Below are 24,432 nucleotides of genomic sequence, written 5' to 3' on the forward strand. Positions count from 1 at the left end.
CATGGCTCCCTAATGTCTGTTCAAACGCTGGCCGCATCACAGCCCACCGATATGGAAGGCTTTGACTTCAAGGTACTCGTCCAGGCCGTATTTGCTGCCCTCGCGTCCCAGGCCCGACTGTTTGATACCGCCGAACGGGGCGACTTCCATGGAGATCAGCCCGGTGTTGAGCCCGACCATGCCGAATTCCAGCGCCTCGCCGAAGCGCCATGAACGACGCAGGTCCTGGGTGAAGTAATAAGCGCCCAGGCCATACGGCGTGGCATTGGCCAGGGCCAGGGCCTGCTCCTCGGTAGTAAAGCGCATCAGCGGCGCGACCGGGCCGAAGGTTTCTTCGTTGGCCAGCAACATCCCGGCGTGGGCCTCACCCAGCACCGTGGGCTGGACGAACTGGCTGTCGCCCTCGGGGACACCGCCACAGAGCAGGCGCGCGCCCTGGCTCAACGCATCGTCGATGTGCCGGGCGACTTTGCTCACGGCGGCCGGGTTGATCAGCGGGCCGATCGTCACGTCAGCCTCCAGACCATTGCCGACCTTGAGCTTGCCCACCTCTTCCACCAGCCGCGCGGCGAAGCGCTCGTAGATGCCGTCCTGCACCAGGATGCGGTTGGCGCAGACGCAGGTCTGGCCGGCGTTGCGGAACTTGCTGAGCATGATTCCGGCCACCGCCTGCTCCAGGTCAGCGTCGTCGAACACGATGAACGGTGCGTTGCCGCCCAGTTCCAGGCTCAGGCGCTTGATGTGTTCGGCGCTCTGGCGCATCAGCAGCCGCCCGACTGCGGTGGAACCGGTAAAGGAAATCTTGCGCACCGTCGGGTTGCCGGTCAGTTCTTCGCCGATGCCGGCCGGCAGGCCGGTGACAACGTTGAACACCCCGGCCGGAATCCCGACCCGCTCAGCCAGAACGGCCAAGGCCAAGGCTGACAAAGGCGTCAGGTCGGAGGGTTTGACAATGACCGGGCAACCCGCCGCCAGGGCGGGTGCGCATTTGCGAGTGATCATTGCATTGGGGAAATTCCACGGGGTGATCGCGGCGCAGACGCCCACCGGTTGCTTGAGCGTGAGCAAGCGACGGTCACCACTGGGCGCCGGAATGGTTTCGCCATAAACCCGGCGGGCTTCTTCGGCAAACCATTTGGCGAAGCCGGCTCCATAGCGGATCTCGCCTTTGGCTTCGCTCAGCGGCTTGCCCTGTTCCCGAGTCATGATCAGCGCCAGGTCGTCGAGGTTGTCGATCATGGCCTGGTACCAACGCTCCAGCAGCACCGCACGCTCAGCCGCCGGACGCGCGCGCCAGGCCGGCCAGGCACGCTCGGCGGCCTCGATGGCGCGGCGGGTTTCCACGCCTTGCATGGCCGGTACCCGGGCCAGCACTTCACCGGTCGCCGGGTCGATGACATCCAGGGTGGCCGCATTGTCGGCGCCGATCCACTGACCGTCGACGTAAGCGAGTTCTGCCAACAGGCTGGGGTCTTTCAATTGATTCTTGAGCATGGTCGCGTCCTGTTCCGAGGTGATTCCAGTCTAAGGAGATGCCACGGGGCAGGATGCTGAAAGCGGGGTTTGGGCAGTGTTGGATGCTGAAGTTTCGAGGTGGGACGGCAGGCTCTACCGAGGCCCCAGGCTAAACACCAAACCCTGTGGGAGCAAAGCTTGCTCGCGATTGCGGTGCATCAGGCGACATTGATCAAGACCGTGTCATCGTTCATCGCGAGCAAGCTTTGCTCCCACAGGCGTACTCCCACATTTTGTTCTGTGTATGGCTTAGATTTTCAAGGAACCCAGCAACCCGTCCAAAAACCGCTCCCCCGCCTCCATCTGGCTGATTTCGATGAACTCGTCGGGCTTGTGCGCCTGTTCGATGGAGCCCGGGCCGCAGACCACCACGGGTACATCCAGGCGCTGCTTGAACAGGCCGCCTTCGGTGCCGAAAGAAACCTTGGCAGTGCCGGTGTCGGGGGCGGCGAAGTTTTTCAGGAAGCGCACCGCCTCGACGCTCGGATGGGTGTCGAGACCCGGGTAGACGTTCAGGGTTTCGATCTCGATGTCCGCGACGCTGGAGAGTTTCTTGGCTTCACGCACGATCGCTTCGGCCTGCTCACGCAGTTGTTCCAGGAACAAGTCCAGGTTATCGGCCGGCAAGTTGCGCACTTCGAAATCCAGGGTGCACAGGTTCGGCACGATGTTCAGTGCCTTGCCGCCGACGATCTGCCCGACATGCACGGTGCTGTAGGGCACGTCGTAATCCGCGTCCTGGGCGCCCTGCGCCTGCAATTGCTGTTGGCTCTGGCGCAGCGCGGCGATGAAATCGCAGGCCACGTGAATCGCATTGACCGAGCGCGGCGCCAATGACGAATGCGCCTCCAGGCCACGACAGTAAGTGCGATAGGACCCCTTGCCCTTGTGGCCAAGCACGAACTGCATGTTGGTCGGCTCGCCGATCACGCACAGAAACGGCCGCACCGGCGCCAGGTGCAGCACGTCGAGCAAGCGACGCACACCGACGCAACCGATCTCCTCGTCGTGGGAGAGCGCCAGTTGCAGTGGCCGGTTCAAGGGATGGTCGGCGGCATCGAGCATGGCGTCGATGGCCAGTGCGATGAAACCCTTCATGTCGCAACTGCCACGCCCATAGACCCGCCCGTCCCGCACGGTCGCCTGGAACGCCGGGATGGTCCAGGCCTGCCCTGCCGCGGGCACCACGTCGGTGTGCCCGGACAGCAGGATCCCAGGCAATTCACGCGGGCCGGTGCTAGCGAACAGGTTGGCCTTCTTGCCGCTTTCATCCTTGACGATCAGCGACTCGATGCCCTTGCCCAGCAACAGCTCGCGCACGTATTCGATCAGGGCCAGGTTCGATTCTGAGGAGACCGTTTCAAACGCCAGCAGGCGTTCGAAAATGGCTAGCACGCGGGGTTTCATGAGGCCTTGCTCCGTTGCTCGGCGGAAAGGGCGAACCGGCGGATGGAGAACGGCTCGATGGAAGTTCGAGTGCTGCCGGTGCTGATCAGTTCAGCCATGACATCGCCGACGCCCGGGCCGAGCTGGAAGCCATGACCACAGAAACCGAAGGCATAGTACAAACCGTCGACGTTGCCACTGGGGCCCATTACCGGCAGGGAATCGGGCAGGTAGCCTTCGATGCCGCTCCACACGCGAATGATGTTGAGATTGCCGACACCCGGCAGCAACCGGCGCATCTGGTCCAGTTGATTGAGGATGCTGCGCGGCTCGACATAGGCCCGGCGGTTGAGCATGTCCGGCTTGCTGCGATAGCCACCGCCGATGACGATATTGCCCCGGGGGATCTGGCGGAAATAGATCACCTCTTCGGGAATCTTGGTGTACACCCCGATCACCGTCGGCAAGGCATAAGGCACCGGTTCGGTGACGGCCATTTGTGGGCCGTTGGTCTCCAGGGGCACCGGCTCGCCGAACTGAGCCGAAAGCTTCTGGCCCCAGGCGCCTGCGGTAATCAACAGTTGGCCGGCGCTGAACTGGCGACCGTCGGTGGTGCTGATGCTGAATCCATCACCGACCTTCTGCACCTCCGCCACCTCAGTCCGCTCCTCGATGCGCGCACCGAGGCGTCGGGCCGCCCGGGCAAACGCCGGGGCCGCCAGGCGCGGGTTGGCGTGACCGTCGTGGGGTGCATAGGAGCCGCCCTTGACGTCCTTGCCGAGAAACGGAAAACGCGCATGCAGCTCGCTGCCGCGATAGATCTGCAAGTCCAGCTGCGCCGCCTCCGGTGCCGCCGCATAAGCTTCGAGCTCGGGGATTTCATCCTCGCGATAGCACACGCGCATATGCCCGCTGGCGATGAACTCCAGATCGTCGTCGATCAGCTCCGGCAGGCGTTTCCACAGCGCCCAGGAACGGTTCGCCAGTTCCAGTTGCCCGAGGAACCGCCCCTGGCGCCGCACGTTGCCGAAATTCACGCCGCTGGCGTACTGACCGATCTGGTCACGCTCCAGCAGGATCACCGACTGCCCGCGCTGCCGCAGAAAAAACGCCGCCGCCGAGCCCATCAAGCCACCCCCGACAATTACTACGTCGGCTTTATTCAGCGTCATGGCGCCACCTCCCGAGTGAGCATCGAAAGCGGTTTGACCGGTGCCTGACCGCGCTGGCGTCCCACCTCCTGCACAGGGACACCCGCTGCCGCGGCAATCACTTCGGCACCGGCCTGGGAGCAATAGCGCCCCTGGCAACGGCCCATGCCGACCCGGCTGAAAGCCTTGGCCCGATTGACTTCACAGGCGCCCTTTTCGCTGACCGTGCGACGCAACTCGCCGGCGCTGATCATTTCGCAACGGCAGACGATGGCCTCGTCCGGCAAGGCCTTGGCTTGCGCGGCGGGCCAGGGAAATGCCTGGGCCAGGCCGAGGCGAAAGTCATCCATGACTTTGAGCGCCTGGCGCTGCTCGGCGACCTGTGCGGCGTCCACCGGCAGTTGCAGATCGCGCAACAACGCCAGGGCAACCAGGCGCCCGGCATGCTCGGCGGCATCGGCGCCACGGATCTTCGAACCATCGCCGGCGGCGTAGACACCGCTGACCGAGGTCCGGCCCTCTTCGTCCACCTCCAACCACCATTGCCCTGAGGCCTCGTCGAAACGCATGCGACAGCCTGCCAGGTCAGCCAGTTGGGTTTCCGGCCGCAAGTGATAACCCAGCGCCACCGCGTCGCACGCCACCGTCAAGGTTTCCCCGTTCGCGGTGCGTACTCGTACGCCACTGACACCGGTGACTGCCTCACCAAGCACTTGCAGCGGCGAAATGCCCAGGTGCACCGGGATCTTCGCCCGATACAGCTGGGCCAACAGCTTCATGCCGGTAAACAGCAGTCCCGGGCGCGCCATGAGTTTGGGCAAGGCTTTGATCCGCAAGCCCAGGGGCGAGGTGTCCAGCACCGCGGCAACAGTCGCCCCGGCTTTGACGTATTGACTGGCAACGAGGTACAGCAACGGCCCGCTGCCCATGAACACCACGCGGTGGCCGATGGAAACCGCCTGGGCCTTGAGTGCAATCTGCGCCCCGCCGAGGCTGTAGGTGCCGCCCAGTTGCCAGCCTTCGATGGGCATGAGGCGGTCGGTGGCACCCGTGCAAAGGATCAGCGCGTCATAGTCCACCGTTGTGTGCAGCCCCTGGCTGACACAGCACAACTGCCCGGGCGTCAGGTTCCACGCCAGGGTGTCGGGACGGTAGTCGATCTGCGGGCGCAGGCGGTCGAAGCTTTCGTGCAGGTCCCGGGCCTTGTCCGCCTCGGTGCCGTACAACGTCGTGTAGCTGCGGGTGAACCCTTCAGGTTGACGCCGGTAGATCTGCCCGCCATCGCGACGATTTTCGTCGATCAGGATCGGTTTGAAGCCCGCCGCCACCAAGGTCTGGGCACACCGGACGCCGGCCGGTCCGGCGCCGACGATGACGACTCGATGGGTGTTCAGCCGCGCAGTGGCCATATCGCCTCCGGTTGTTGAGTGATGATGTCCAGCCCTTCGCGTACTTCATTGGAGCAGGCCCGCAGGCGTTCGCCGCTGCGAGTCCAGACCCAGCAATCCTGGCAGGCGCCCATCAGGCAGAAGCCAGCGCGGCTACCCGGATCGAATTCCGACTGGCGCAACGCCGGGCCATGGGTCAGCAACGCGACCATCAGCGTGTCGCCCTGCAACGCCTCGATGGGGACGCCATCGACTTTCAATTTGACGATGGGCCGGCCCTGTTCGGCCAACCTCACGAAACGCGCATTCATGCGTAGGCTCCCACGATCATGCTGTTTGAATCCTGTTGGCACTTGAGCAGCTCGGCACTGTCGTGATGACAAAGCACCTCGCTGCCGCCATCGATGATCCGCCGAGGCGGCGCAGTGTGGTTGCACAGGCCGTCGACCCGCATCGGGCAGCGATTGAGAAAGGTGCACAGATCAGGCACCTCGGCTCGCGCCCCCAACGGCGGCAGCGTGCCGCAGGTCGTGGCGCCACAGGTTTCCAACCAGCCCTGGCGCAGCTCCGGCACCGAATGGATCAGCAGGTCGGTGTAGGGATGGAACGGCGCCTGGGCGAACGATTGCCGGGGGCCCGCCTGGACCTTGTGGCCGCTGTACATCACCACGATGTCGTCGCACAGCGCCCGCACCGTGGAGATGTCGTGGCTGATGAACAGGTAGGACACCCCCAGTTGCTGGCGCAGGTCGCGCAGCAGTTCAAGGATCGCCGCGCCGACCACGGTATCCAGCGCCGAGGTCACTTCATCGCAGAGAATCAGATCCGGTTTGGCCGCCAGCGCCCGGGCCAAGTTGACCCGTTGCTTCTGTCCGCCGGAGAGCTCGCTCGGGCGGCGCTCGGCCAGCTCCCGTGGCAGACGCACCAGGTCGAGCAACTCGCCGATACGCTCGCGCAGCGCCGCACCCTTGAGGCCGAAATACATCTTCAGCGGCCGGCTCAGGATGGTGCTGATGCTGTGCATCGGGTTCAGCGCGGTGTCGGCGTTCTGGAACACCATCTGGATACGCCGGAACTGTTCGTCCGTGCGTTCGGACAGGCTGCCCCCCAGTGGCTGGCCATCGAAGGTCAGCCCGCCAAGGGCCGGGCTCAACAGCCCCGCCACCACCCGCGCCAGGGTCGATTTGCCTGAACCCGATTCGCCGATCACACCGATGGCCTGGCCCCTGCGCACGGTCAGGTCGATGCCTTCCAGCACCCGGATCGCCGGCATGCCGTGCTGATCCTTGTTGCCGTAGCCGGCGGTCAAACCCTGGATGGTCAGCAGCGGCGTGTCTTCGGCCACACCGCAAGGCGGACGAATCGTCGTGTCCGGCCGCGCCGCCGCCAACAGGCTGCGGGTGTAGGCATGGGCCGGGCCCTTGAGCAGCGGCGCAGTGGCGCTGTGTTCGAAGATCTGCCCGCCGTTGAGTACCACGATCTGGTCGGCCATCTGTGCCACGACGGCCAGGTCGTGGGAGACGTAGACCGCCGTCGCACCCCGCTCGCGCACCACACGCTTGAAGGCCCGCAGCACGTCGATCTGGGTGGTCACATCGAGGGCCGTGGTCGGCTCATCGAGCACCACCAGCAGCGGATCGCTGATCAGCGCCATGGCCGCCATCACCCGCTGCAACTGTCCACCGGAGACTTGATGGGGATAGCGCCGGCCGATGCGCTCGGGGTTTGGCAGCGCCAGGTCGCGAAACAGTTCGATGGCCTTGGCTTCGAGCGTCGCCCGATTGCCCAGGCCGTGGATCAGCGCACCTTCCACCACTTGGTCGATAAGCCTCTTGGCCGGATTGAACGCCGCCGCCGCGCTCTGGGCGATGTACGACACCCGGTTGCCACGCAGGCCTTGCAGCTCGCCTTCGCTCAACGCCAGCATGTCGTGTTCGCCAATCTGCACCACGCCACCGGCCAGGCGACAACCGCGCCGGGCATAACCAAGCAGCGCCAGGGCGATGGTGGTCTTGCCGGAGCCGGACTCGCCAATCAGCGCCAGCACTTCACCTTTCTCCAGGGAGAAACTCACGCCCTTGACGATATCCACCTCGCTGCGCTCGCCACAGGCGACCACGCGCAGGTTCTCGACTCGGATCAATTCGCTCATCTCAATGGCCTCCCGTACGTCGACTGCGCCGTGAAGACAGGCGGTCGATAAACAGATTGACGCCGATGGTCAGGGTGCCGATGGCCAGGGCCGGAATCACGATGGCCGGCGCGCCCTGGTTGAGGCCGCCGATGTTTTCCCGCACCAGCGAACCCAGGTCGGCGTCCGGTGGTTGCACACCCAGACCGAGGAAGCTCATGCCGCTGAGCAGCAATACGATGAAGCCAAAACGCAGGCCCAGGTCAGCCAGCACCGGGTTGAGCATGTTCGGCAAAATTTCCACGCAAGCGATGTACAGCCGCCGTTCGCCCCGGGTGCGGGCCACTTGCACGTATTCCAGGGCCTCGATGTTCACCGCCATGCTGCGCGCGATCCGGAACGCGCCCGGCGTGTAACTCAGCACGGCCGTACACACCAGCAACGTCACCGACGAACCGAACGCCGAGACCATGATCAACGCCAGCATCTTGCTCGGGATCGAAATGAAGGCGTCCATCAGGCGACTGATCAGCTCGTCCAGCCATTTCGGTGAAACCACCGACAGCAATGCGCAGCTGGTCCCAAGCCCACTGGACAACACTGCGGCTATCAATGCCAGGCCCACGGTGAACTGTGCGCCGACCAGAATCCGACTGAGCATGTCGCGGCCCAGGTAATCGGTGCCCAGCGGATAAGCGGAGCTGAGGCTGCCGAAAACCGTGTCGGAGACCACTTCGCCCACCGGGTGCGGTGCCAGCCACGGGCCGAAGATCGCCACCAGCAACCAGGTTGCACACAGTGCGGCGCCGACCAGTCCAAGCCAGGACGAGCCATGAGCATCTTTGCCCAACGCCAGAGCGACCGCCGCGGTCGGGGGTTTCACAATGGGATTGTTCATTGGTTTCTCAGCCTCGGGTTGGAAAGGATCGCGCACAGATCGGCAATCAGCACCAACGTCAGGTACGCCGTGCAAAACAGCATGGTGCAGGCCTGGACCAGCGCCATGTCGCGGTTCGTCACGGCGTCGACCATCAGGCTGGCGATACCGGGATAGTTGAAAATCGTCTCGACGATCACCACCCCGCCCAGCAGGTAGGAGAGGCTCAAGGCGATGGCGTTGGCGATCGGCCCGATGGCGTTGGGCAAGGCGTGGCGCAGCACCACCCGTACCGGACTCACGCCTTTGAGACGGGCCATTTCCACGTAAGGACTGTCCAGTTGATCGATCACTGCCGCCCGGGTCATGCGCGCCATTTGCGCGACGATCACGCAGCACAGCGTCATGACCGGCAAGGCATAGGTGCGCATGAATTGCAGCGGCGAGGTGATCTCACTGGAATAGGACAGCGCGGAAAGCCAGCCCAGGTTCACCGCGAAGATCAGCACCGCCAGGGTGGCGACCAGAAATTCCGGCACGGCCACCATCATCAGGGTAAAGAAACTCATGAAGCCGTCGATGCGTCCACCTCGCCCCATCGCCGAACCGATGCCCAGGATCAGGGCCAGCGGCACCGATACCAGCGCCGTGGCGGCCGCCAGCATCAGCGTGCTGGGCACCCTGCCCGCCATCAGCTCGGTGACCGGGACGGCATTGGAGACCGACACGCCCAGGTCGCCGCTGAGCAGGCTGGTCAACCAGTGCAGGTAGCGCAACACACCCGGTTGGTCCAGGCCCATCTTCACCCGCAGGGCCGCCACTTGCTCAGGCGTGGCGAACTGTCCAAGGGACTGTTGCGCCGCGTCGCCCGGCAACACCGCCGTGATGGCGAACACCACCATCGAGACGATCAACAGGGTCACGATCGCCGCGCCCAGGCGTCGGCCGATCAACCACAGTGTGTTGCTATTCATCACCCTACCCCTTGTGCCATGTCACGTCGCAAGAGCGCGCTCATCACGCGTCAAGCCAGACTTGCTCAGCGAACATATAGCCCATGAAACCGCCCAGCGGGTTGGTGCCATAACCTTTGACACGCTGGTCGACGCCATCGATGTTGCTGATGAACACCGGGATGCCGATGCCGCTGTGCTCATGCACCAGGGTCTGCATGTCCGCGTACATCTTGCCGCGCTTGGCCTCGTCGGTTTCACCCCGGGCCTGTATCAGCAACTGGTCGAACTGTTCGTTTTTCCAGCCGGATTCGTTCCATGGCGCCGTGGATTGGAAGAACTGCGAGAACAGCATGTCGGCGTTGGGCCGCGGGTTGATGTTGCCGAAGCTCAGCGGGTGCTTGGCCCAGTGGTTGGACCAGTAGCCATCGCTGGGCAGGCGGTTGACGTTGAGCTTGAGCCCGGCCTCCTTGGCCGATTGCTGCAGCAACACGGCAACGTCGACCGAGCCGGTGGCGGCCGGCGAGCACATCACCGGCATGCTGATGCTTTCCATGCCGGCCTTCTTCAACAGGAAACGGGCCTTTTCCGGATCGTAGGTCCGCTGCGGCAGATCGGCATTGTAGAAGCGTGCGCCGGGGGCGATCGGGTGGTCGTTGCCGACCCTGGCGAAACCCCGGAAGATCGCCGACTTGACCTGTTCCCGGTCCAGCAGCAGCTTCATGGCCTCGGTGAACTCCGGGCTCTGGCCGGGCATCTGGTCCTGGCGAATGATCAGGTCGGTGTAGTTGCCCGATGGCGAATCCACCACGCGATGGGTAGTGCTGTCCTTGATGCGCGTGGTCGAGCGCGGGTTGACCTCGTTGATGATCTGCACATCGCCCGACAGCAATGCGTTGACCCGTGACGGCTCGTCACCGATACCGATGAACTCGATCTCGTCCAGGTATGGCAGACCAGGCTTCCAATAGTTGGTATTGCGCGCGCCAATCGAACGTACCCCGGGCTTGAATTCCTTGACCTTGAACGGACCGGTGCCGATGCCCTGGCTGAAGTCGCTGGTGCCCTCGGGGACGATCAACAGATGAGAAATGGCCAGGATCGAAGGCAACTCGGCATTCGGCCCGCTCAGGCGGATCTGCACCTCATGGGTACCGTTGGCCTTGACCTCGGCAAACTGCTCGGCCAGCGGCAAGACCTTGGAACCGGTGATCGGGTCCTTGTGGCGCAGCAGGGAAAACACCACGTCGGCGGCGGTGAGACCCTTGCCGTTGTGGAAGGTCACTTCCTTGCGCAGGGTAATCACCCAGAGCGTGGCGTCGCTGGTGTCGATGCGCTCGGCCAGTTCCAGTTGCGGCACCATGTGGCTGTCGAAACGCGTCAAGCCGTTGTAGAACATGTAGTGGCGCACGTAGTCCGTGGACGATGAGCCTTTGGCCGGGTCCAGGGTATCGGCGGTGGAACTGGAGATACCCGCCACGCGGATACGCCCGCCGGGCTTGCCTTTGCCGGGGGTTGCCTGTTCATCGGCCAGCAGCTTGCCGGCAGCGCCGAACAGACTGCCGGCACCGGCTGCGGCCACGCCCGCCAGCCCGAGCATTTGCAAGGCATGCCGACGTGACATGCCGCGATTGAGCCCTTCGAAAACACGCAGACTTTCTGTACCGGTGATCAACTGGTCTTTGATGCCGTTTTTATTGTCACTCATGTCAGTTCTACCTTTCGGAAAATGATAGGGCTCGATTGCGCACGATTGACGCAATGTGTTGAAACGCCAAACAACACCCTGCAACTCAGTGCAGGTAGTCCTGCAGGCGGTAATACGCGCCTACCAGCGGCAGGAACCAGGGTTTGCCGAAATGTCCGGGGATGGCCGGCCAGTCAAGCTCACGCCAAGGGTTGGCCTCGACCTTGCCGGCCATGACCTCGGCCATGACCTGCCCCATGTGCACCGACATCTGCACACCATGGCCGCTGTAGCCCATGGAGTGATAAACCCCGCCATGCTGGCCGGCCCGGGGCAGGCGATCGGACGTCATGTCCACCAGGCCGCCCCAGCAATAGTCGATCCGGGTGTTCGCCAACTGCGGGAACATCTGCACCATCGCCGCTTGCAGCACCTTGCCGCTCTTGGCGTCGGAAACGCTGTCGGACATGGCAAACCGCGCGCGGCCGCCAAACAGCAGGCGATTGTCCGGGGTCAGGCGAAAGTAGTTACCGATCATCCGGCTGGTGACATAAGAGCGCCGCGCCGGCAGCAAGCTGTCGATCAGCGCCTGGGGCAACACCTCGGTGGCGACCACGAAACTGCCCACCGGTACGATCCGCCGCCGGTACCAACCCAGGCCACCCTGCTGACAGGCGCCCGTCGCCAACAGGATCTGCGAGGCCTGCAACGTGCCCTTGCTGGTGTTGACTCGATAACCGCCGGCACTGGCCTTCCAGTCCTGCACCGCCACCCCTTGGAAGATCAACGCACCGTGACGGGCAGCGGCTTCGGCCAGGCCGATGCCGAAACGCCCGACGTGCATCTGCACGCCGTTGCGCTGCAACAGGCCACCGTGAAACTGCGCCGAATTGACTTCCGCCCGCGTCTCCTGGGCCGACAGTAACTCGACCTCGGCATCGACTTCCTTGCGGATCAATTCGCAGGTGCGCGCCAACCCTTCGTAGTGCATCGGCTTGGCGGCCAGCTTGAGCTTGCCGTTGCGCTTGAGGTCGCAGGCAATCCCCTCCTGCTCCACCAGCGAGACCACGCTCTGCACGGCACTTTCATAGGCCTGGTAATAGGCCCGTGCCTTGTCGGCGCCGAGGCTGGCGGTGAGCGCCGCGTAATCCTGGGCCACGCCGGTACTGCAATGCCCGCCGTTGCGCCCTGACGCCTCGCCAATCACCCTGCCCGCTTCCAGCACCGCCACGCTGGCCCCCTTCAAGGCCAGGGCCCGCGCCGCGGCCAACCCGGTGAAGCCGCCACCGACGATGGCGACATCGACCTGCCCGGGCAATCCGCCGAGCTGGGCACCGGTGAACGCCGGTGCGGTGTCGAGCCAATAGGACTCACTGCCCATGTCTAACCCCTTTCGCCTTGAAGAGTGCGCTCGACTCAGAGCCCGACCAGCGCGGCCAACCCGCCGATGTCCGGGATCTGGTGGTAGCCATACACGGCATTGGCCGGTTGTTCGTGACCACGGGCCACAAAAGCTTTGTGCTTGATCTTCATGTCGTGGGCCGACATCAGGTCGTAGCGGAAGCTCGACGACACATGCAGAACATCCTCCGGCCCGCAGCCGAGGTTATCGAGCATGAATTCAAAGGCGGCCAGGCGCGGCTTGTAGACCTGGGCCTGCTGGGCGGTGAAGACTTTATGGAAAGGCGCACCGAGCTTGTCGACGTTGGACATGATCTGCTCGTCCATCGCGTTGGAAAAAATCACCAGGGGGATCTTGTCGGCGATTTTCGACAGGCCCGCCGGTACATCGGCGTGGGGGCCCCAGGTTGGAACGGCGTCGTAATAGAGCTGGCCTTCGCCGCGATACTCGACGCCCCAACGCTTGCAGACCCGCATCAGAGAGGTCTTGATGATTTCATCATAGGGCCGCCATTCACCCATCACCTGGTCCAGGCGATAAGCGGAGAAATCCTTGACGAACTGGTCCATCTGCCCGGCATCGACACGGTCGGCGAACAGCTCGCGGGTCATGCTGCCCATCTGGAAATTGGTCAACGTGCCGTAGCAGTCGAAGGTGATGTACTTGGGTCGAAGAAAGCTCATGAGTGCGGTCCTGGATTGTTGTTGAAGACATGCCGAGGCAAACATTGATGCTGTTCGTGAAGCTTCGCTGCAACGCTGCATCACGTTTTCATTACAACACCATGAGACCGTGGATAAATCGTTAAAAATACCGGCCGCTTGGTACAAACCACCGTTTTGCAGGGCTCGCTCAGCAGACTTTGCGGGATGCTCCAGGCGTGGGCGCTGCGCCCGTGTTTCCTTGGTCTTGCGGGCAGTTATGGTGCGCCAAACGGGTCTGCAAAGGGTCGTTTGCGGCAGAATCTACGCTTGGCGCAGCAGCTTCAGCATCCCGGGTGAATGGGCTGCCGCCATCGCGAGCAGGCTCGCTCCCACAGGGGATCTTGGGCAGTCGCATGATTGGTGTTCGCCACAGATCCATTGTGGGAGCGAGCTTGCTCGCGAAAGCGGTGGGTCAGTTTGCAGTGATGTTGAATGTATCGCCGTCTTCGCGAGCAAGCCCGCTCCCACAGGGGATCTTGGGTTGGTCGCATGATTGGTGTTCGCCACAGATCTATGTGGGAGCGAGCCTGCTCGCGATGGCGGTGGATCTGTAAGGAACCTTTTGCTCAGGCTTTCAACTCAGCCTCAAGAAAGCTCACCAACGCCTGTACCCGCGCGCTGCGCAGTTTGCGCGAGGGCACCAGCAGGTTGATCGGGGCGCTGTCGAATTGCCAATCGGCAAGCATCCGCACCAGGCGACCGTCGGCGATGGCTTTACTGACGTCCCACTGCGAACGCAGCACCAAACCCAGGCCTTGCTCCGCCCAGCGCCGGGCCACGCTGCCGTCGTTGCTCAATAAAGCCGGTTTGATCCGCAGGGTCTTGCGCCCGTGCTCGTTGCGCAGGTGCCACAGCGTGACATCTTCATCGTTCTCACGAATGCAAATGCAGCGGTGTTCGGCGAGTTGCTCAGGCGATAAAGGCGTGCCGTGCTGCTCCAAGTACGCAGGACTCGCACATAACCACCGATCGTTCTGCGTAAGAGGCCGGGCAACCCAGAGGCTGTCGCTGAGGGTGCCGATGTGAATCACCGCGTCGCTGTCATGACGGTCGGGCCAGGGCGTTTCCCGCAGATCCAGATGCAGGCACAGCTGCGGATGCAACCTGGCAAAACGAGCCAATAGTGGCGCGATGTGTTGACGTCCATACCCAAACGGCGCCGCCAGCCTGAGGGTGCCGACCAGCCGATCATCCTGCTGTTTGAACGACTCGGGCAGCGCCTCCAATTGATCCAGCAACAGCGCACTCTGCCGGGAAAAGCGCTCACCATCGGCGGTCAGGCTCAGGCGCCTGGCATCGCGATTGGCCAGGGTCAGGCCGAGCAGCGTCTCCAGTTTGCGCAAGCGCATGGACAGCGCGGGCGGCGAGACATTGAGCGCCCTGGCGGCGGCGCTCAGGGATTCAGAACGCGCCAGGGTCACGGCCATACGCAGGTCTTCGAGGCTGATCATTCAGTTCAACTTAATGATTGATGACGCCACATTGAACCACGACTTTACGATGACTGAGTAGAGTCGAGCCTGCCTCCAACCACCGAGTCCTGTTCATGCCAGCCTCAATCGCTTGCCTCGATACCCCGATCGCGCTCATTGATGTGCCGCGAATGCAGCGCAATGTCCAGCGCATGCAACACCGCATGGACGCCTTGGGGGTGCGTTTGCGCCCGCACATCAAGACCAGCAAATGCCTGCCGGTGGTCCAGGCGCAGATCGAGGCAGGCGCCAGCGCAATCACCGTGTCCACCCTCAAGGAGGCAGAGCATTGCTTCGCCGCAGGCATCCACGACATCTTTTATGCCGTGTCCATGGCACCCGGCAAACTGGCCCAGGCCCTGACACTCCGGCGCAAGGGCTGTCGATTGAGCATCTTGACCGACAGTCTGGCGGCGACGCAGGCCATCGTCGATTTCGGCAGGCAGCACGACGAACGTTTCGAGGTCTGGATCGAGATCGATTGCGATGGCCATCGCTCCGGCGTGCGCGTCGAAGACGATGCGCTTGTCGACATCGCCCGGCGACTCCGTGAAGGCGGCATGCAGCTTTACGGCGTCATGACCCACGCCGGATCCAGCTACGAACTCAACACGCCACAAGCGCTACAAACCCTGGCCGAACAAGAGCGCTACATCTGCGTCAGCGCCGCCCAACGCATCCGCGCAGCCGGGCTGGCCTGCCCCCAGGTCAGCATCGGTTCCACACCCACGGCACTTTCGGCGCAGAGCCTGGAGGGCGTCACAGAAGTGCGCGCTGGCGTCTATGTGTTCTTCGACCTGGTGATGCACAACATCGGCGTTTGCCGGGCGGATGAATTGGCGCTGAGCGTGCTGACCACCGTCATCGGTCATCAGCCGGACAAAGGCTGGATCATCACCGATGCCGGCTGGATGGCCATGAGCCGGGACAGGGGTACACAGCGCCAGCACCGGGATTTCGGCTATGGACAAGTGTGCAGCGAAGCCGGCGACTGGATCGAGGGCGCCCTGCTCTCCAACGCCAACCAGGAACACGGCATCGTCACCCTTTCCAGTCCCGGGGAGGTCGCTATCACCGAGCGTTTCCCCATTGGCAGTCGCCTGCGCATCCTGCCCAATCACGCCTGTGCCACGGGTGCGCAGTTCCCTGAATACAGCGCCTGCGATGCCTCGGGTGCGGTGCACACCTGGAGTCGCCTGCATGGCTGGTGAAATCGAGTTGATCCAGACCACCCAGGCGGCCGCTGCGGGCGGACATTACACCCAGGCGGTCTCGCACCAAGGCGTTTTGTACGTATCCGGACAACTGCCGGTACGCGCCGATGGCAGCCACAGTGTCGACCAACCGTTCGAGGTACAAGCCGCCATCGCCCTGGATAACCTGATGGCGATTCTCCGCGTGGCAGGCCGTCGTCCCAGCGACCTGCTGAAAGTGACGGTCTATGTCGTCGGCATCGAACACTGGCCGGCTTTCGACCGGATCTACGCCCGTTATCTGGGCGAACACCGACCTGCGCGCGCGGTGGTGCCCGTCCCGGCCTTGCACCATGGGTACTTGATTGAAATCGAAGCGCTGGCGGGCAGTGAGAGCACATCATGAAACCGGAAAAAAGCGATGTACTGATTATAGGCGGCGGCATCATGGGGTCGGCTTCGGCGTTTTTCCTGCGCCAGCGCGGGCGCTCGGTGACGTTGCTGGAGCGCGACCTGATCGGCCAATACGCCAGCGGCGTGAATTTTGGCAACGTGCGGCGCCAAGGACGATTCCTCGGCCAACTGGAACTGTCCAATCGCTCGTACGGCTTGTGGAAACGGCTCCCCGAGTTGATTGGCGATGACCTGGAATTCATCCCCAGCGGCCATATGCGCGTCTGTTATCGCGAGGACGAAATCGCCGAGCTTGAAGCCTACGCCGCCGCCCCCGAGGCCCGGGAGCTGGACTTGCAGATCATCACCGGCAAGGCCCTGCATGCACGTTTCCCGTTCCTCGGCCCGGACGTCAAGGGCGGCTCGTACGCACCTCACGACGGCCACGCCAACCCGCGCCTGGCCACCCCGGCATTTGCCCGCGCAGCGACACGGGCCGGGGCAAGTGTGCGCGAGCGAACGGAAGTCGCCGCGGTACAAAAGGTCAATGACGAATTCCACGTGACCACCACCGACGGCCGACTGTTCATTGCCGAGCAACTGCTGATCACCGCCGGGGCCTGGGGGGCGAAGCTGTCAGAACAATTCGACGAAGCCGTGCCGTTGGAAGCCAATGGCCCGCAGATGTCGGTCACGGAACCGGTGCCCTATGCCTTGCCGACGGTGATTGGCGTATTCACCAAGATAAAGGAAGAAGTGATTTATTTCCGACAGATACCCCGGGGCAACATCATCATCGGCGGTGGCAACCGCTGCAAACCGGACATGCTCAACCGGCGCGCCTACTTCAAGCCCGAAAGCCTGCTCAATCAGATGCGGCAGATGAGCCGCCTGCTGCCCGGGGCCGAGCACCTCAACATCATCCGGGTGTGGAGTGGCATCGAGAGCTATACCCCAGACTCGCTGCCCATCATCGGCCCCAGCGGCAAGATCAAGGGATTGTTCTATGCCTTTGGTTTCTGCGGGCATGGCTTCCAGCTCGGCCCGGGCGTTGGCGACGTCATGGCCGAGCTGATCAGCACCGGTAGCATCAGTACCCTGATCAGCCCTTTCGATATCCGCAGGTTTACCGAACCGACAGGGCTGGTGATGCCTCAGGCGAGCCTTCCCGGCACCGGCAGGCTCGTTTGACCCACGCCATCGTGGACACTTTCTGGCCCTGAACCGACGCCGCTGTGTTTTTTGCGAAGTTAGCCCGGCAGATACAGCAGATTCTTCTTTGCCAGGCTTGAGAACGGCATATCCCATCAGGGCCGCTTTGTTAGTTTATCGAGAAGAAAAACGGCATCACGATCTGTTGCCGGCAGCGCTATCACCGCTCTATGGGAGCCCGTTGGATGACCACCCAATTCTCGAACAATCCGCCTACGTCCCGGCAGTTTTATATCAATGGCGGTTGGCAGCCTCCGGCCCATCCGGCCACCCTGGCGGTGGTCAATCCGGCTACCGAGGCCGTCATCACTGAAGTCGCCCAGGGGTCAAGCGAGGACGTTGAGCGGGCCGTGGCGGCGGCTCGCGCAGCGTTTCCCGGCTGGTCGGCAACTTCGGTGGATGCCCGTGTGGCGGTCCTTGGAAAGATCCATGAACTGATCCTTGAGCGCAAAGAAGCATTGGCCCAGGCGCTCTCGCTGGAAATGGGCGCAGCCATCAGCTTCGCCCGGGCCATGCAAGTGCCGCTGGCAGCCGAGCACGTTCGGGTGGCCCGTGATGTGTTGTCCACCTATCGCTTCCAGAACGTCGAGAATGGCACCGCCATTCAACGCGAACCCATTGGCGTCTGCGGCCTCATCACGCCGTGGAACTGGCCGCTGTATCAAATCACCGCCAAAGTCGCCCCGGCGATTGCCGCTGGCTGCACAGTGGTGTTGAAACCCAGCGAATTGTCGCCCCTGAGCGCCTTGTTCTTCGCCCAACTGGTGCATGACGCTGGCCTTCCGGCGGGTGTCTTCAACCTGGTCAACGGCAGCGGTGCCGAAGTCGGCGCGGCCATGGCGGCGCATCCCGATATCGACATGATCTCCATCACCGGCTCGAACCGCGCTGGAGCGCTGGTGGCCCAGGCTGCCGCCCCGACAGTGAAACGCGTGACGCAAGAGTTGGGCGGCAAGTCGCCAAACGTGCTGTTGCCGGACGCCAACTTCGCCAAGGCCGTGCCGCCAGGAGTGATGTCGGCGTTTCGCAACGTCGGCCAATCATGCAGCGCGCCAACCAGAATGATCGTGCCCAGGAACCGCTTGGCGGAAGTCGAGGCGTTGGCGGCCGCAACCGCCAACGCGATCATCGTGGGCGATCCGCAATCGGAAGAAACCGTGCTCGGGCCCATCGCCAACGAAGCCCAGTTCAATCGCGTGCAGGTCATGATCGAAGTGGGCTTGAACGAGGGTGCCAAGCTTGTTTGCGGTGGCCCAGGGCGCCCGAAGGGTTTTGAACAAGGCTTCTACACCCGCCCCACGGTTTTCTCGCAGGTCGACAGCGCCATGCGCATCGCCCAGGAAGAAATCTTCGGCCCGGTGCTGTGCATCATTCCCTATGACACCGTGGATGAAGCCGTCGCCATCGCCAACGACACCGTCTATGGGCTGGGGGCGCATGTCCAGGGCCAGGACCTTGATCTTGCACGTGCCGTTGCGTCGCGTATCCGCGCAGGACAAGTGCTGCTGAACTACCCGGCGTGGAACCCGATGGCCCCCTTCGGCGGCTACAAGCGCTCAGGCAATGGCCGTGAGTATGGGGTCCACGGGTTCGAGGAATATCTGGAGATCAAGGCGATAGTCGGCTTCGAGTGAGCGCCCTACTCCTCGAACCGCCCCGTGCCCTCGCGATCATGGGCGTAGTGTCGGCTGAACGGAAACGTCGGCAGCCATGACTCGCGGCGCACGGTCCAGCTTTCGTAGCTGGGCATCAGTTGATCGGGGGCGTCCAGCGTGCCCAGGTTCACTTCAATTTCGTCGCCGGTACGGGCGAACACCGACGAGCCACAGCGCGGGCAGAAACAGCGCCCGGCGTAATCCCGTGTTTCGCCCTCGATCGTCACCGCATCCTGGGGGAACACCGCTGCGGCGTAGAAGAGCGCGCCGTGATGCTTGCGACAGTCGAGGCAGTGACAGAGGCCAACGCGATACGGCCGCCCCGAGGCCTCGATACGCACGTTGCCGCACAGGCAACCACCGGTGAATCGTTCCATGGTGTGTCTCCTCTAAAACCGGCCAGTCGGGTTTCACGATACATGTCGATCCATGATAGGCGCGTGCTGCGCCATCAGTTCCACAACCCAATCGATGAACACCCGTAGCTTGGCACTGACGTGGCGGTTCGGGGGATAGGCCAGATAAAGCGGCATTGGCTCGAGCTGCCAGTCTTCGAACAGCGGCACCAACTCACCTTGCCCCTGGTGACGCCGGGACATGTACTCGGGCAACCAGAGCACGCCCAGCCCCGCCAAACCGGCCGCGAGATAGGCGTTGCCGTCATCGATGGCCAACGCGTAGCGCCCTTTGACGTGAAGCAGCTCACCGTCACGGCGCATAGCGTAGGGCAGGGATTTGCCGGTGCGTGCCCACAGGAAACCAACAGTGCGATGGTGCGAATCTTCCAGCTCTCGCGGATGCGCGGGCAAGCCAAACCGTGCCAGGTAACTCGGGGCGGCGAAAACGCCGAGGGCGAGATCGCCGACGCGTCGGGCGACCAGCGACTGATCCTTCAATTCACCACCGCGTACCACGCAATCGACGTTTTCATCGATCAAGTCGACGATACGATCACTGACGCCCATGTCGATCTGGATGTCCGGGTATCGCTCATAGAACGCCGGCAAGGCCGGTATCAGGATCAGAGCGGCCAGCGGGCTCGGCACATCCACCCGCAGCCGGCCCCGGGGCAGCGCTTGCGCACCGGACAGGCTGGTCTCGGCATCGTCCATGTCGGCCAACAGCCGGATCACCCGCTCGTAATAAACCGCGCCGTCGGCGGTGACGTTGACCTTGCGCGTGGTGCGGTTGAGCAACTTGACCCGCAACCGTGCCTCGAGCTGCTGCACCAGTTGGGTCACGGTGGTCTTGCTCATGTGCAGGGTGTCAGCGGCCTTGGTGAAGCTGCCCGCCTCCACCACTCGAACGAACGCTTGCATCGCATCAAAACGATCCATTTCTGCCTCAGGGTCGATCCGATTGTTTGGATTCTACAAACAGTGATCACCAAGGTTGCTCGTTTATCGCGTGGATACAAGCCCCTAGAGTGAATCCATCGTTTGGAACCCACTCTTTGATGGAGGTATTCATGGAACAACGCGATGTGGTTTTCCCGCCTGGACGCCAGGCACTTTATGAGCGCAATCGCTACTCGCCGGCGATTCGGTCCAATGGCTTTCTGTTCGTCTCGGGGCAAGTCGGCAGCAACGAAGATGGCTCGCCAGAGCCCGATCTGGAGGCTCAGGTCCGGCAAGCGTTCACCAACCTGAAGGCGATTCTGGCTGCCGCTGATTGCAGCTTTGACGATGTGGTCGACGTCACGGTCTTCATGGTCGATCCCCAGTCGACCTTCGAGCGGGTCTGGAGCGTCGTGCCCGAGTTCTGGGGCAACGCACCGCATCCGACACTGACAGCGGTAGGCGTGACGTGGCTGTATGGTTTTCAGTTCGAGATCAAGGTGATTGCCAGGTTGCCTGAAAACACCCTGTAGGTCAGCTTGCATCAATGTTGGCTGTGCCGCCGCCATCGCGAGCAGGCTCGCTCCCACAGGGAATGGCAGTAAGGCCGAGTCTTCAGCCCACCCTGCAACCAATGTGGGAGCGAGCCTGCTCGCGATAGCGGTGGGTCAGTCTGTATCAATGTTTGGCTGTGCTGTCGTCATCGTGAGCAGGCTCGCTCCCACAGGGAATGGCGGTAAGGCCGAGTCTTCAGCCCACCCTGCAATCAATGTGGGAGCGAGCCTGCTCGCGATAGCGGTGGGTCAGTCTGTATCAATGTTTGGCTGTGCTGTCGTCATCGCGAGCAGGCTCGCTCCCACAAAGGATCTAAGGTGGGTCGCCGGCTAGCCTTTCACCGCTGCTTCAATCGCGGCAATGTCGATCTTGGTCATCGTCATCATGGCCTCGAAGGCACGCTTGGCGGCGGCTTTATCGGCACTGGCGACGGCTTCGAGCAGCACGCGGGGGCTGATCTGCCACGACAGCCCCCACTTATCCTTGCACCAGCCGCAAACGCTCGCCTCGCCGCCGTTGTCGATGATCGCATTCCACAAGCGGTCCGTTTCCGCCTGGTCCTCGGTTGCAATCTGGAATGAAAAAGCCTCGCTGTGCTTGAATGCCGGCCCGCCATTGAGGCCGATGCAAGGGATGCCCATCACCGTGAACTCCACCGTGATCACATCGCCCTGCTTGCCCGACGGATAATCGCCCGGAGCATGATGGATGGCGTTCACCGCGCTGTCAGGAAAGGTTCTTGCGTAGAATTCTGCCGCTTCCTGGGCGGTGCCGTCGTACCAGAGACAGATCCTGTTTTTATTATTCATTCCGGCTCTCCGAAAGGGACTGGACGATAAAGTCTAGCAGTCCCCCCGAAAGTTACAGATGACTGGCCATCAGGTGAACAGCTCCACACCCAACTGGAATGCAACCCACAACGCCAGGCCGGTGGCAAACATCAGCGCGATGTTCTCGAACAGGTTGTTGCGGTATTCCTTGCCCAGCAGGGATTTCTGGTTGGACATGATCAGCAGGCCCAGGGAAATCACCGGCAAGCCGACGATGTTCAGCGCGTTGACACCGATGGTCAGCGTGACGAAGTCCGGCATGCCTGGGAGCGACCAGATCAGTGGCGTCACGAGAATGAACAACATGAACCATTTGTGCATCGGGTCACGGTGGAACTCTTTGCCGTAACGCTCCCGGCGCCCGGGCCGCACATGTTGGAAGGCATCGGTGATAAGCATCGGGAACGCCGTGGTCTTGCCGGAGATGCTGGCGAACAGCGTGGCGAACACACCGATAAAGAACACGTACCAACCGATCGAGCCGAAGAACATTTCCAGGGCCTTGCCCAGATCGCCCAGGGTTTTGACCTCGATGCCGTTGGGTCGCAGGATTTCCGCGCCGACGATCCAGATCGCCAGGTTGATGATGATCCCGACAAACACCGCAAACAACAGGTCGTTACGCTGGATACGCTTGTGTTCAGGCCCTACCCAGCCCTTCTGGCGCATGACATACGGATGGACGAAGTTGGCGATGGAGCCGGCCACTGCACCGATCACCGAGACAGCCACCAGCAGCGCACCGTGCACGCCTTCATCGGGCGGAATGCTGAAGCCGATGGTGCCTTTGACGATGCCGGCGACATCCGGGCCGGACATCACCGCCAGAGCCAGGAACGCCAGGGTCATGATCGCCAGCAAGCCTTTCATCACGCCTTCGATCATCGAGTAGATATTGCGCCCCACGAGCATCCATACCGCCAAGACCACCGCCACCGAACACAGCAGTGGATAGTCGACCTTGAGCAACATGGCCAAGGCTTCGCCAGCACCCTTGATCATGTAGGCATTCATCAAGTGCCCCATGAGCAATGCATACACCAGCAGGAACCAGGCGAAAAGCGGATTGAGCTGGGCATAACCTTGCAGGATGGTCATGCCCTGGTTATTGCAGAGCTGGAAGCGCGCGATGATGTTGACGATCAGGTAGCGCAGCAGAAGAGAGACCGCCAGCACCCACATCATCGCGTAGCCGTAGTTCGCCCCGGCCACCGAAGATGTGATCAGGTCGCCAGCGCCCAGCCAGGAAAGAACAGCAATAATACCGGGGCCCAGTAGCTTGAGCAGACGTACGAAACGGCCCTGCACGGGCGCCGCAGCCTGGCCTTCAGCGGAAGGAATGCTCGTCATGGATGGAATCTCCGTTTATTGTTTTTGTGAGAAACGGCCACAGTCGAACACATTAGATACGACGTCGTACAACCATTATTAATCTGTAATTATGTAGAAATGTTTCATGGCATCCGCTCCCGAGATACCACTGTATTAAGAAGCAAATTGCCACTAAGCCCCCACCGGCTCGCCGTTATCAACCATCCAGCGCACCATCCTCGCCAACGGCACCCGATGCTGCTGGATCGCGCACCAACTGACATGTTCATGGCGATACAACTCGACGTAACGATTGAGCAGCACATGGCGGCCATCCTCGGCCAACTGCAGTTCAACCTCACGGCAATGCAGTAGATCCGCATCGGGCGAGCGCATCCGTCGATGCAGCACCAACACCTGGCTACTCATCAGCGGCAGCTCCATTCTCGCATTGCGGGTTATCCTGCACGACCGCCCCCAACTTGCCCTGTGCGACAAAATCGGCACGCCGCTGCGCCGTTGCATCGCGAAGCGCCACGTAGTAATCCGGTTCGGCCTGCAACTGGTCTGTCAGAGGCAATGCCTCGGCGCGGCCATCGACAACGCCGCCGACGGTGTTGATCGTGCCCAGGGTCTCGACAGTGCTGCTGTTGTCGCCGAATGGGTCGACGGCGAAACTCAGCACTTCGCCCGTGGCGTCCCTCAGGTTGGCGCTGCCCAGCAACGGCAGCTCCACGATCGGCCCGGGCGCGACGTTCCAGACGCCGAAGGTCTGGCCGAAATCGGCCTTGTGGCGCTCGATGCCCAGCTTGCCCGACACGTCGATCAACCCGACGATACCCGCCGTGGTGTTGATGACGAAACGGCCCAGTGTGTTGACCGAGCGTTGGGCGTTGCCTTGCAGCAGGTCGTTGATGAACACCTTGGGCTCGCCGAAGTTCGCCACGAAGTTGTGGACGCCGGCCTGGAACGTCTCCGGCAGCTTGCGATAACCACGGGCAACCGGAGCCAGCGCATAGTCATCCACGGTTCGGTTGAACGCGAAGATGCCGCGGTTGACCGGTTCCGCAGGATCGTGAACGGTGTAATTCGCGCTTTCACACGAGCCTGGTTTTGCAGCCGGCGTGCTGGAGCAACCGCTGGCGAGTGCCGTCAAAACAACTACAACGGTGGATCGAACAAACAATGGGGCGGGTTTGGTGATCGGCATACAGGGTTATCTCGGCGAGGAATGGAGGCGATACCGGTCAACTAAAGAACCGATGCCGGACACAGCTCTT

The 24,432-nt window shown here is 62.4% G+C and carries 23 protein-coding genes; 5 read left to right on the top strand and 18 right to left on the bottom strand.

Features of this window, described 5'->3' with window-relative positions:
- Positions 1 to 36: 36 nt before the first annotated feature.
- The 12 genes from PSH86_RS19210 to PSH86_RS19265 all read right to left on the bottom strand — a co-directional run bounded on the left by PSH86_RS19210 (position 37) and on the right by PSH86_RS19265 (position 14,645).
- Positions 37 to 1,494: an NAD-dependent succinate-semialdehyde dehydrogenase gene (locus PSH86_RS19210; RefSeq protein WP_116832807.1), complete on the bottom strand. Its 1,458-nt coding sequence runs from the start codon at positions 1,492 to 1,494 to the stop codon at positions 37 to 39.
- A 270-nt stretch (positions 1,495 to 1,764) separates the two neighbouring features.
- A complete protein-coding gene (gene argE / locus PSH86_RS19215; protein ID WP_212801129.1) occupies positions 1,765 to 2,922 on the bottom strand; it encodes an acetylornithine deacetylase in 1,158 nt (385 codons plus the stop codon).
- The gene (locus tag PSH86_RS19220; protein WP_109755487.1) at positions 2,919 to 4,073 is read right to left on the bottom strand and encodes an FAD-binding oxidoreductase; all 1,155 of its coding nucleotides are present in this window, start codon (positions 4,071 to 4,073) and stop codon (positions 2,919 to 2,921) included. The genes argE and PSH86_RS19220 overlap by 4 nt, the downstream gene beginning before the upstream one ends.
- Entirely contained in the window at positions 4,070 to 5,461 is a 1,392-nt protein-coding gene (locus tag PSH86_RS19225; protein WP_116832810.1) for an NAD(P)/FAD-dependent oxidoreductase, read from the bottom strand. Before PSH86_RS19225 ends, PSH86_RS19220 begins: the two co-directional genes overlap by 4 nt.
- Positions 5,443 to 5,751 carry a (2Fe-2S)-binding protein gene (locus PSH86_RS19230; RefSeq protein ID WP_109755489.1) on the bottom strand — a complete coding sequence of 103 codons (309 nt, stop codon included), beginning with the start codon at positions 5,749 to 5,751 and terminating at the stop codon, positions 5,443 to 5,445. The genes PSH86_RS19225 and PSH86_RS19230 overlap by 19 nt, the downstream gene beginning before the upstream one ends.
- Positions 5,748 to 7,592 (bottom strand): ABC transporter ATP-binding protein, encoded by a 1,845-nt coding sequence (locus PSH86_RS19235; RefSeq protein WP_305484351.1) that lies wholly within the window; start codon positions 7,590 to 7,592, stop codon positions 5,748 to 5,750. Before PSH86_RS19235 ends, PSH86_RS19230 begins: the two co-directional genes overlap by 4 nt.
- Position 7,593: 1 nt before the next feature.
- A complete protein-coding gene (locus PSH86_RS19240) occupies positions 7,594 to 8,469 on the bottom strand; it encodes an ABC transporter permease (RefSeq protein WP_176689490.1) in 876 nt (291 codons plus the stop codon).
- A complete protein-coding gene (locus PSH86_RS19245; RefSeq protein ID WP_116832814.1) occupies positions 8,466 to 9,422 on the bottom strand; it encodes an ABC transporter permease in 957 nt (318 codons plus the stop codon). Before PSH86_RS19245 ends, PSH86_RS19240 begins: the two co-directional genes overlap by 4 nt.
- A 43-nt stretch (positions 9,423 to 9,465) precedes the next feature.
- On the bottom strand, positions 9,466 to 11,109 hold the full coding sequence (locus PSH86_RS19250; RefSeq protein WP_232199742.1) for an ABC transporter substrate-binding protein: 1,644 nt from the start codon (positions 11,107 to 11,109) through the stop codon (positions 9,466 to 9,468).
- Positions 11,110 to 11,194: 85 nt separating this feature from the next.
- A complete protein-coding gene (locus PSH86_RS19255; RefSeq protein WP_116832816.1) occupies positions 11,195 to 12,469 on the bottom strand; it encodes an FAD-binding oxidoreductase in 1,275 nt (424 codons plus the stop codon).
- Between the two features lie 35 nt (positions 12,470 to 12,504).
- The gene (locus tag PSH86_RS19260; RefSeq protein WP_109755495.1) at positions 12,505 to 13,173 is read right to left on the bottom strand and encodes a haloacid dehalogenase type II; all 669 of its coding nucleotides are present in this window, start codon (positions 13,171 to 13,173) and stop codon (positions 12,505 to 12,507) included.
- Between the two features lie 587 nt (positions 13,174 to 13,760).
- Positions 13,761 to 14,645, bottom strand: coding sequence for a LysR family transcriptional regulator (locus PSH86_RS19265; protein ID WP_116832818.1), 885 nt, complete (start codon positions 14,643 to 14,645; stop codon positions 13,761 to 13,763).
- Positions 14,646 to 14,740: 95 nt separating this feature from the next.
- On the opposite strand from PSH86_RS19265, the gene PSH86_RS19270 reads away from it, so the two are divergent.
- The 4 genes from PSH86_RS19270 to PSH86_RS19285 all read left to right on the top strand — a co-directional run bounded on the left by PSH86_RS19270 (position 14,741) and on the right by PSH86_RS19285 (position 19,098).
- Positions 14,741 to 15,877: a DSD1 family PLP-dependent enzyme gene (locus PSH86_RS19270; protein ID WP_305484356.1), complete on the top strand. Its 1,137-nt coding sequence runs from the start codon at positions 14,741 to 14,743 to the stop codon at positions 15,875 to 15,877.
- A complete protein-coding gene (locus PSH86_RS19275; RefSeq protein WP_176689487.1) occupies positions 15,867 to 16,265 on the top strand; it encodes a RidA family protein in 399 nt (132 codons plus the stop codon). Before PSH86_RS19270 ends, PSH86_RS19275 begins: the two co-directional genes overlap by 11 nt.
- A complete protein-coding gene (locus PSH86_RS19280) occupies positions 16,262 to 17,443 on the top strand; it encodes an FAD-binding oxidoreductase (protein WP_305484359.1) in 1,182 nt (393 codons plus the stop codon). Before PSH86_RS19275 ends, PSH86_RS19280 begins: the two co-directional genes overlap by 4 nt.
- Positions 17,444 to 17,649: 206 nt before the next feature.
- Positions 17,650 to 19,098 (top strand): aldehyde dehydrogenase family protein, encoded by a 1,449-nt coding sequence (locus PSH86_RS19285; protein WP_305484361.1) that lies wholly within the window; start codon positions 17,650 to 17,652, stop codon positions 19,096 to 19,098.
- Positions 19,099 to 19,103: 5 nt separating this feature from the next.
- Here the strand turns inward: PSH86_RS19285 and PSH86_RS19290 are convergent, their stop codons facing one another.
- Both PSH86_RS19290 and PSH86_RS19295 read right to left on the bottom strand, forming a co-directional pair.
- Complete coding sequence (locus tag PSH86_RS19290; RefSeq protein WP_305484363.1) at positions 19,104 to 19,496, bottom strand: GFA family protein; 393 nt, start codon at positions 19,494 to 19,496, stop codon at positions 19,104 to 19,106.
- A gap of 33 nt (positions 19,497 to 19,529) precedes the next feature.
- Complete coding sequence (locus PSH86_RS19295) at positions 19,530 to 20,456, bottom strand: LysR family transcriptional regulator (RefSeq protein WP_305484365.1); 927 nt, start codon at positions 20,454 to 20,456, stop codon at positions 19,530 to 19,532.
- 131 nt (positions 20,457 to 20,587) lie between these two features.
- Here PSH86_RS19295 and PSH86_RS19300 point away from each other — a divergent pair, with 131 nt between their 5' ends.
- A complete protein-coding gene (locus PSH86_RS19300; protein WP_305484367.1) occupies positions 20,588 to 20,989 on the top strand; it encodes a RidA family protein in 402 nt (133 codons plus the stop codon).
- Between the two features lie 351 nt (positions 20,990 to 21,340).
- On the opposite strand, the gene PSH86_RS19305 is transcribed toward PSH86_RS19300, so the two are convergent.
- The 4 genes from PSH86_RS19305 to PSH86_RS19320 form a co-directional block, all read right to left on the bottom strand.
- On the bottom strand, positions 21,341 to 21,820 hold the full coding sequence (locus PSH86_RS19305; protein WP_163857979.1) for a VOC family protein: 480 nt from the start codon (positions 21,818 to 21,820) through the stop codon (positions 21,341 to 21,343).
- 69 nt (positions 21,821 to 21,889) lie between these two features.
- A complete protein-coding gene (locus tag PSH86_RS19310; RefSeq protein ID WP_109755507.1) occupies positions 21,890 to 23,191 on the bottom strand; it encodes an Nramp family divalent metal transporter in 1,302 nt (433 codons plus the stop codon).
- A 153-nt stretch (positions 23,192 to 23,344) separates the two neighbouring features.
- Entirely contained in the window at positions 23,345 to 23,581 is a 237-nt protein-coding gene (locus tag PSH86_RS19315) for a hypothetical protein (protein WP_109755636.1), read from the bottom strand.
- The gene (locus tag PSH86_RS19320; RefSeq protein WP_109755508.1) at positions 23,574 to 24,362 is read right to left on the bottom strand and encodes a VacJ family lipoprotein; all 789 of its coding nucleotides are present in this window, start codon (positions 24,360 to 24,362) and stop codon (positions 23,574 to 23,576) included. The genes PSH86_RS19315 and PSH86_RS19320 overlap by 8 nt, the downstream gene beginning before the upstream one ends.
- Positions 24,363 to 24,432 lie beyond the last annotated feature (70 nt).

Origin of the sequence: Pseudomonas sp. FP2300, assembly GCF_030687595.1 — a bacterium.
In the GTDB taxonomy this organism is placed as follows: Bacteria; Pseudomonadota; Gammaproteobacteria; order Pseudomonadales; family Pseudomonadaceae; genus Aquipseudomonas; species Aquipseudomonas bijieensis.

What these genes read in the sequence shown, in the direction of transcription:
- PSH86_RS19210 (WP_116832807.1), bottom strand. Translation starts at nt 1,494, where the DNA reads ATGCTCAAGAATCAATTGAAAGACCCCAGCCTGTTGGCAGAACTCGCT.
- argE (WP_212801129.1), bottom strand. Translation starts at nt 2,922, where the DNA reads ATGAAACCCCGCGTGCTAGCCATTTTCGAACGCCTGCTGGCGTTTGAA.
- PSH86_RS19220 (WP_109755487.1), bottom strand. Translation starts at nt 4,073, where the DNA reads ATGACGCTGAATAAAGCCGACGTAGTAATTGTCGGGGGTGGCTTGATG.
- PSH86_RS19225 (WP_116832810.1), bottom strand. Translation starts at nt 5,461, where the DNA reads ATGGCCACTGCGCGGCTGAACACCCATCGAGTCGTCATCGTCGGCGCC.
- PSH86_RS19230 (WP_109755489.1), bottom strand. Translation starts at nt 5,751, where the DNA reads ATGAATGCGCGTTTCGTGAGGTTGGCCGAACAGGGCCGGCCCATCGTC.
- PSH86_RS19235 (WP_305484351.1), bottom strand. Translation starts at nt 7,592, where the DNA reads ATGAGCGAATTGATCCGAGTCGAGAACCTGCGCGTGGTCGCCTGTGGC.
- PSH86_RS19240 (WP_176689490.1), bottom strand. Translation starts at nt 8,469, where the DNA reads ATGAACAATCCCATTGTGAAACCCCCGACCGCGGCGGTCGCTCTGGCG.
- PSH86_RS19245 (WP_116832814.1), bottom strand. Translation starts at nt 9,422, where the DNA reads ATGAATAGCAACACACTGTGGTTGATCGGCCGACGCCTGGGCGCGGCG.
- PSH86_RS19250 (WP_232199742.1), bottom strand. Translation starts at nt 11,109, where the DNA reads ATGAGTGACAATAAAAACGGCATCAAAGACCAGTTGATCACCGGTACA.
- PSH86_RS19255 (WP_116832816.1), bottom strand. Translation starts at nt 12,469, where the DNA reads ATGGGCAGTGAGTCCTATTGGCTCGACACCGCACCGGCGTTCACCGGT.
- PSH86_RS19260 (WP_109755495.1), bottom strand. Translation starts at nt 13,173, where the DNA reads ATGAGCTTTCTTCGACCCAAGTACATCACCTTCGACTGCTACGGCACG.
- PSH86_RS19265 (WP_116832818.1), bottom strand. Translation starts at nt 14,645, where the DNA reads ATGATCAGCCTCGAAGACCTGCGTATGGCCGTGACCCTGGCGCGTTCT.
- PSH86_RS19270 (WP_305484356.1), top strand. Translation starts at nt 14,741, where the DNA reads ATGCCAGCCTCAATCGCTTGCCTCGATACCCCGATCGCGCTCATTGAT.
- PSH86_RS19275 (WP_176689487.1), top strand. Translation starts at nt 15,867, where the DNA reads ATGGCTGGTGAAATCGAGTTGATCCAGACCACCCAGGCGGCCGCTGCG.
- PSH86_RS19280 (WP_305484359.1), top strand. Translation starts at nt 16,262, where the DNA reads ATGAAACCGGAAAAAAGCGATGTACTGATTATAGGCGGCGGCATCATG.
- PSH86_RS19285 (WP_305484361.1), top strand. Translation starts at nt 17,650, where the DNA reads ATGACCACCCAATTCTCGAACAATCCGCCTACGTCCCGGCAGTTTTAT.
- PSH86_RS19290 (WP_305484363.1), bottom strand. Translation starts at nt 19,496, where the DNA reads ATGGAACGATTCACCGGTGGTTGCCTGTGCGGCAACGTGCGTATCGAG.
- PSH86_RS19295 (WP_305484365.1), bottom strand. Translation starts at nt 20,456, where the DNA reads ATGGATCGTTTTGATGCGATGCAAGCGTTCGTTCGAGTGGTGGAGGCG.
- PSH86_RS19300 (WP_305484367.1), top strand. Translation starts at nt 20,588, where the DNA reads ATGGAACAACGCGATGTGGTTTTCCCGCCTGGACGCCAGGCACTTTAT.
- PSH86_RS19305 (WP_163857979.1), bottom strand. Translation starts at nt 21,820, where the DNA reads ATGAATAATAAAAACAGGATCTGTCTCTGGTACGACGGCACCGCCCAG.
- PSH86_RS19310 (WP_109755507.1), bottom strand. Translation starts at nt 23,191, where the DNA reads ATGACGAGCATTCCTTCCGCTGAAGGCCAGGCTGCGGCGCCCGTGCAG.
- PSH86_RS19315 (WP_109755636.1), bottom strand. Translation starts at nt 23,581, where the DNA reads ATGAGTAGCCAGGTGTTGGTGCTGCATCGACGGATGCGCTCGCCCGAT.
- PSH86_RS19320 (WP_109755508.1), bottom strand. Translation starts at nt 24,362, where the DNA reads ATGCCGATCACCAAACCCGCCCCATTGTTTGTTCGATCCACCGTTGTA.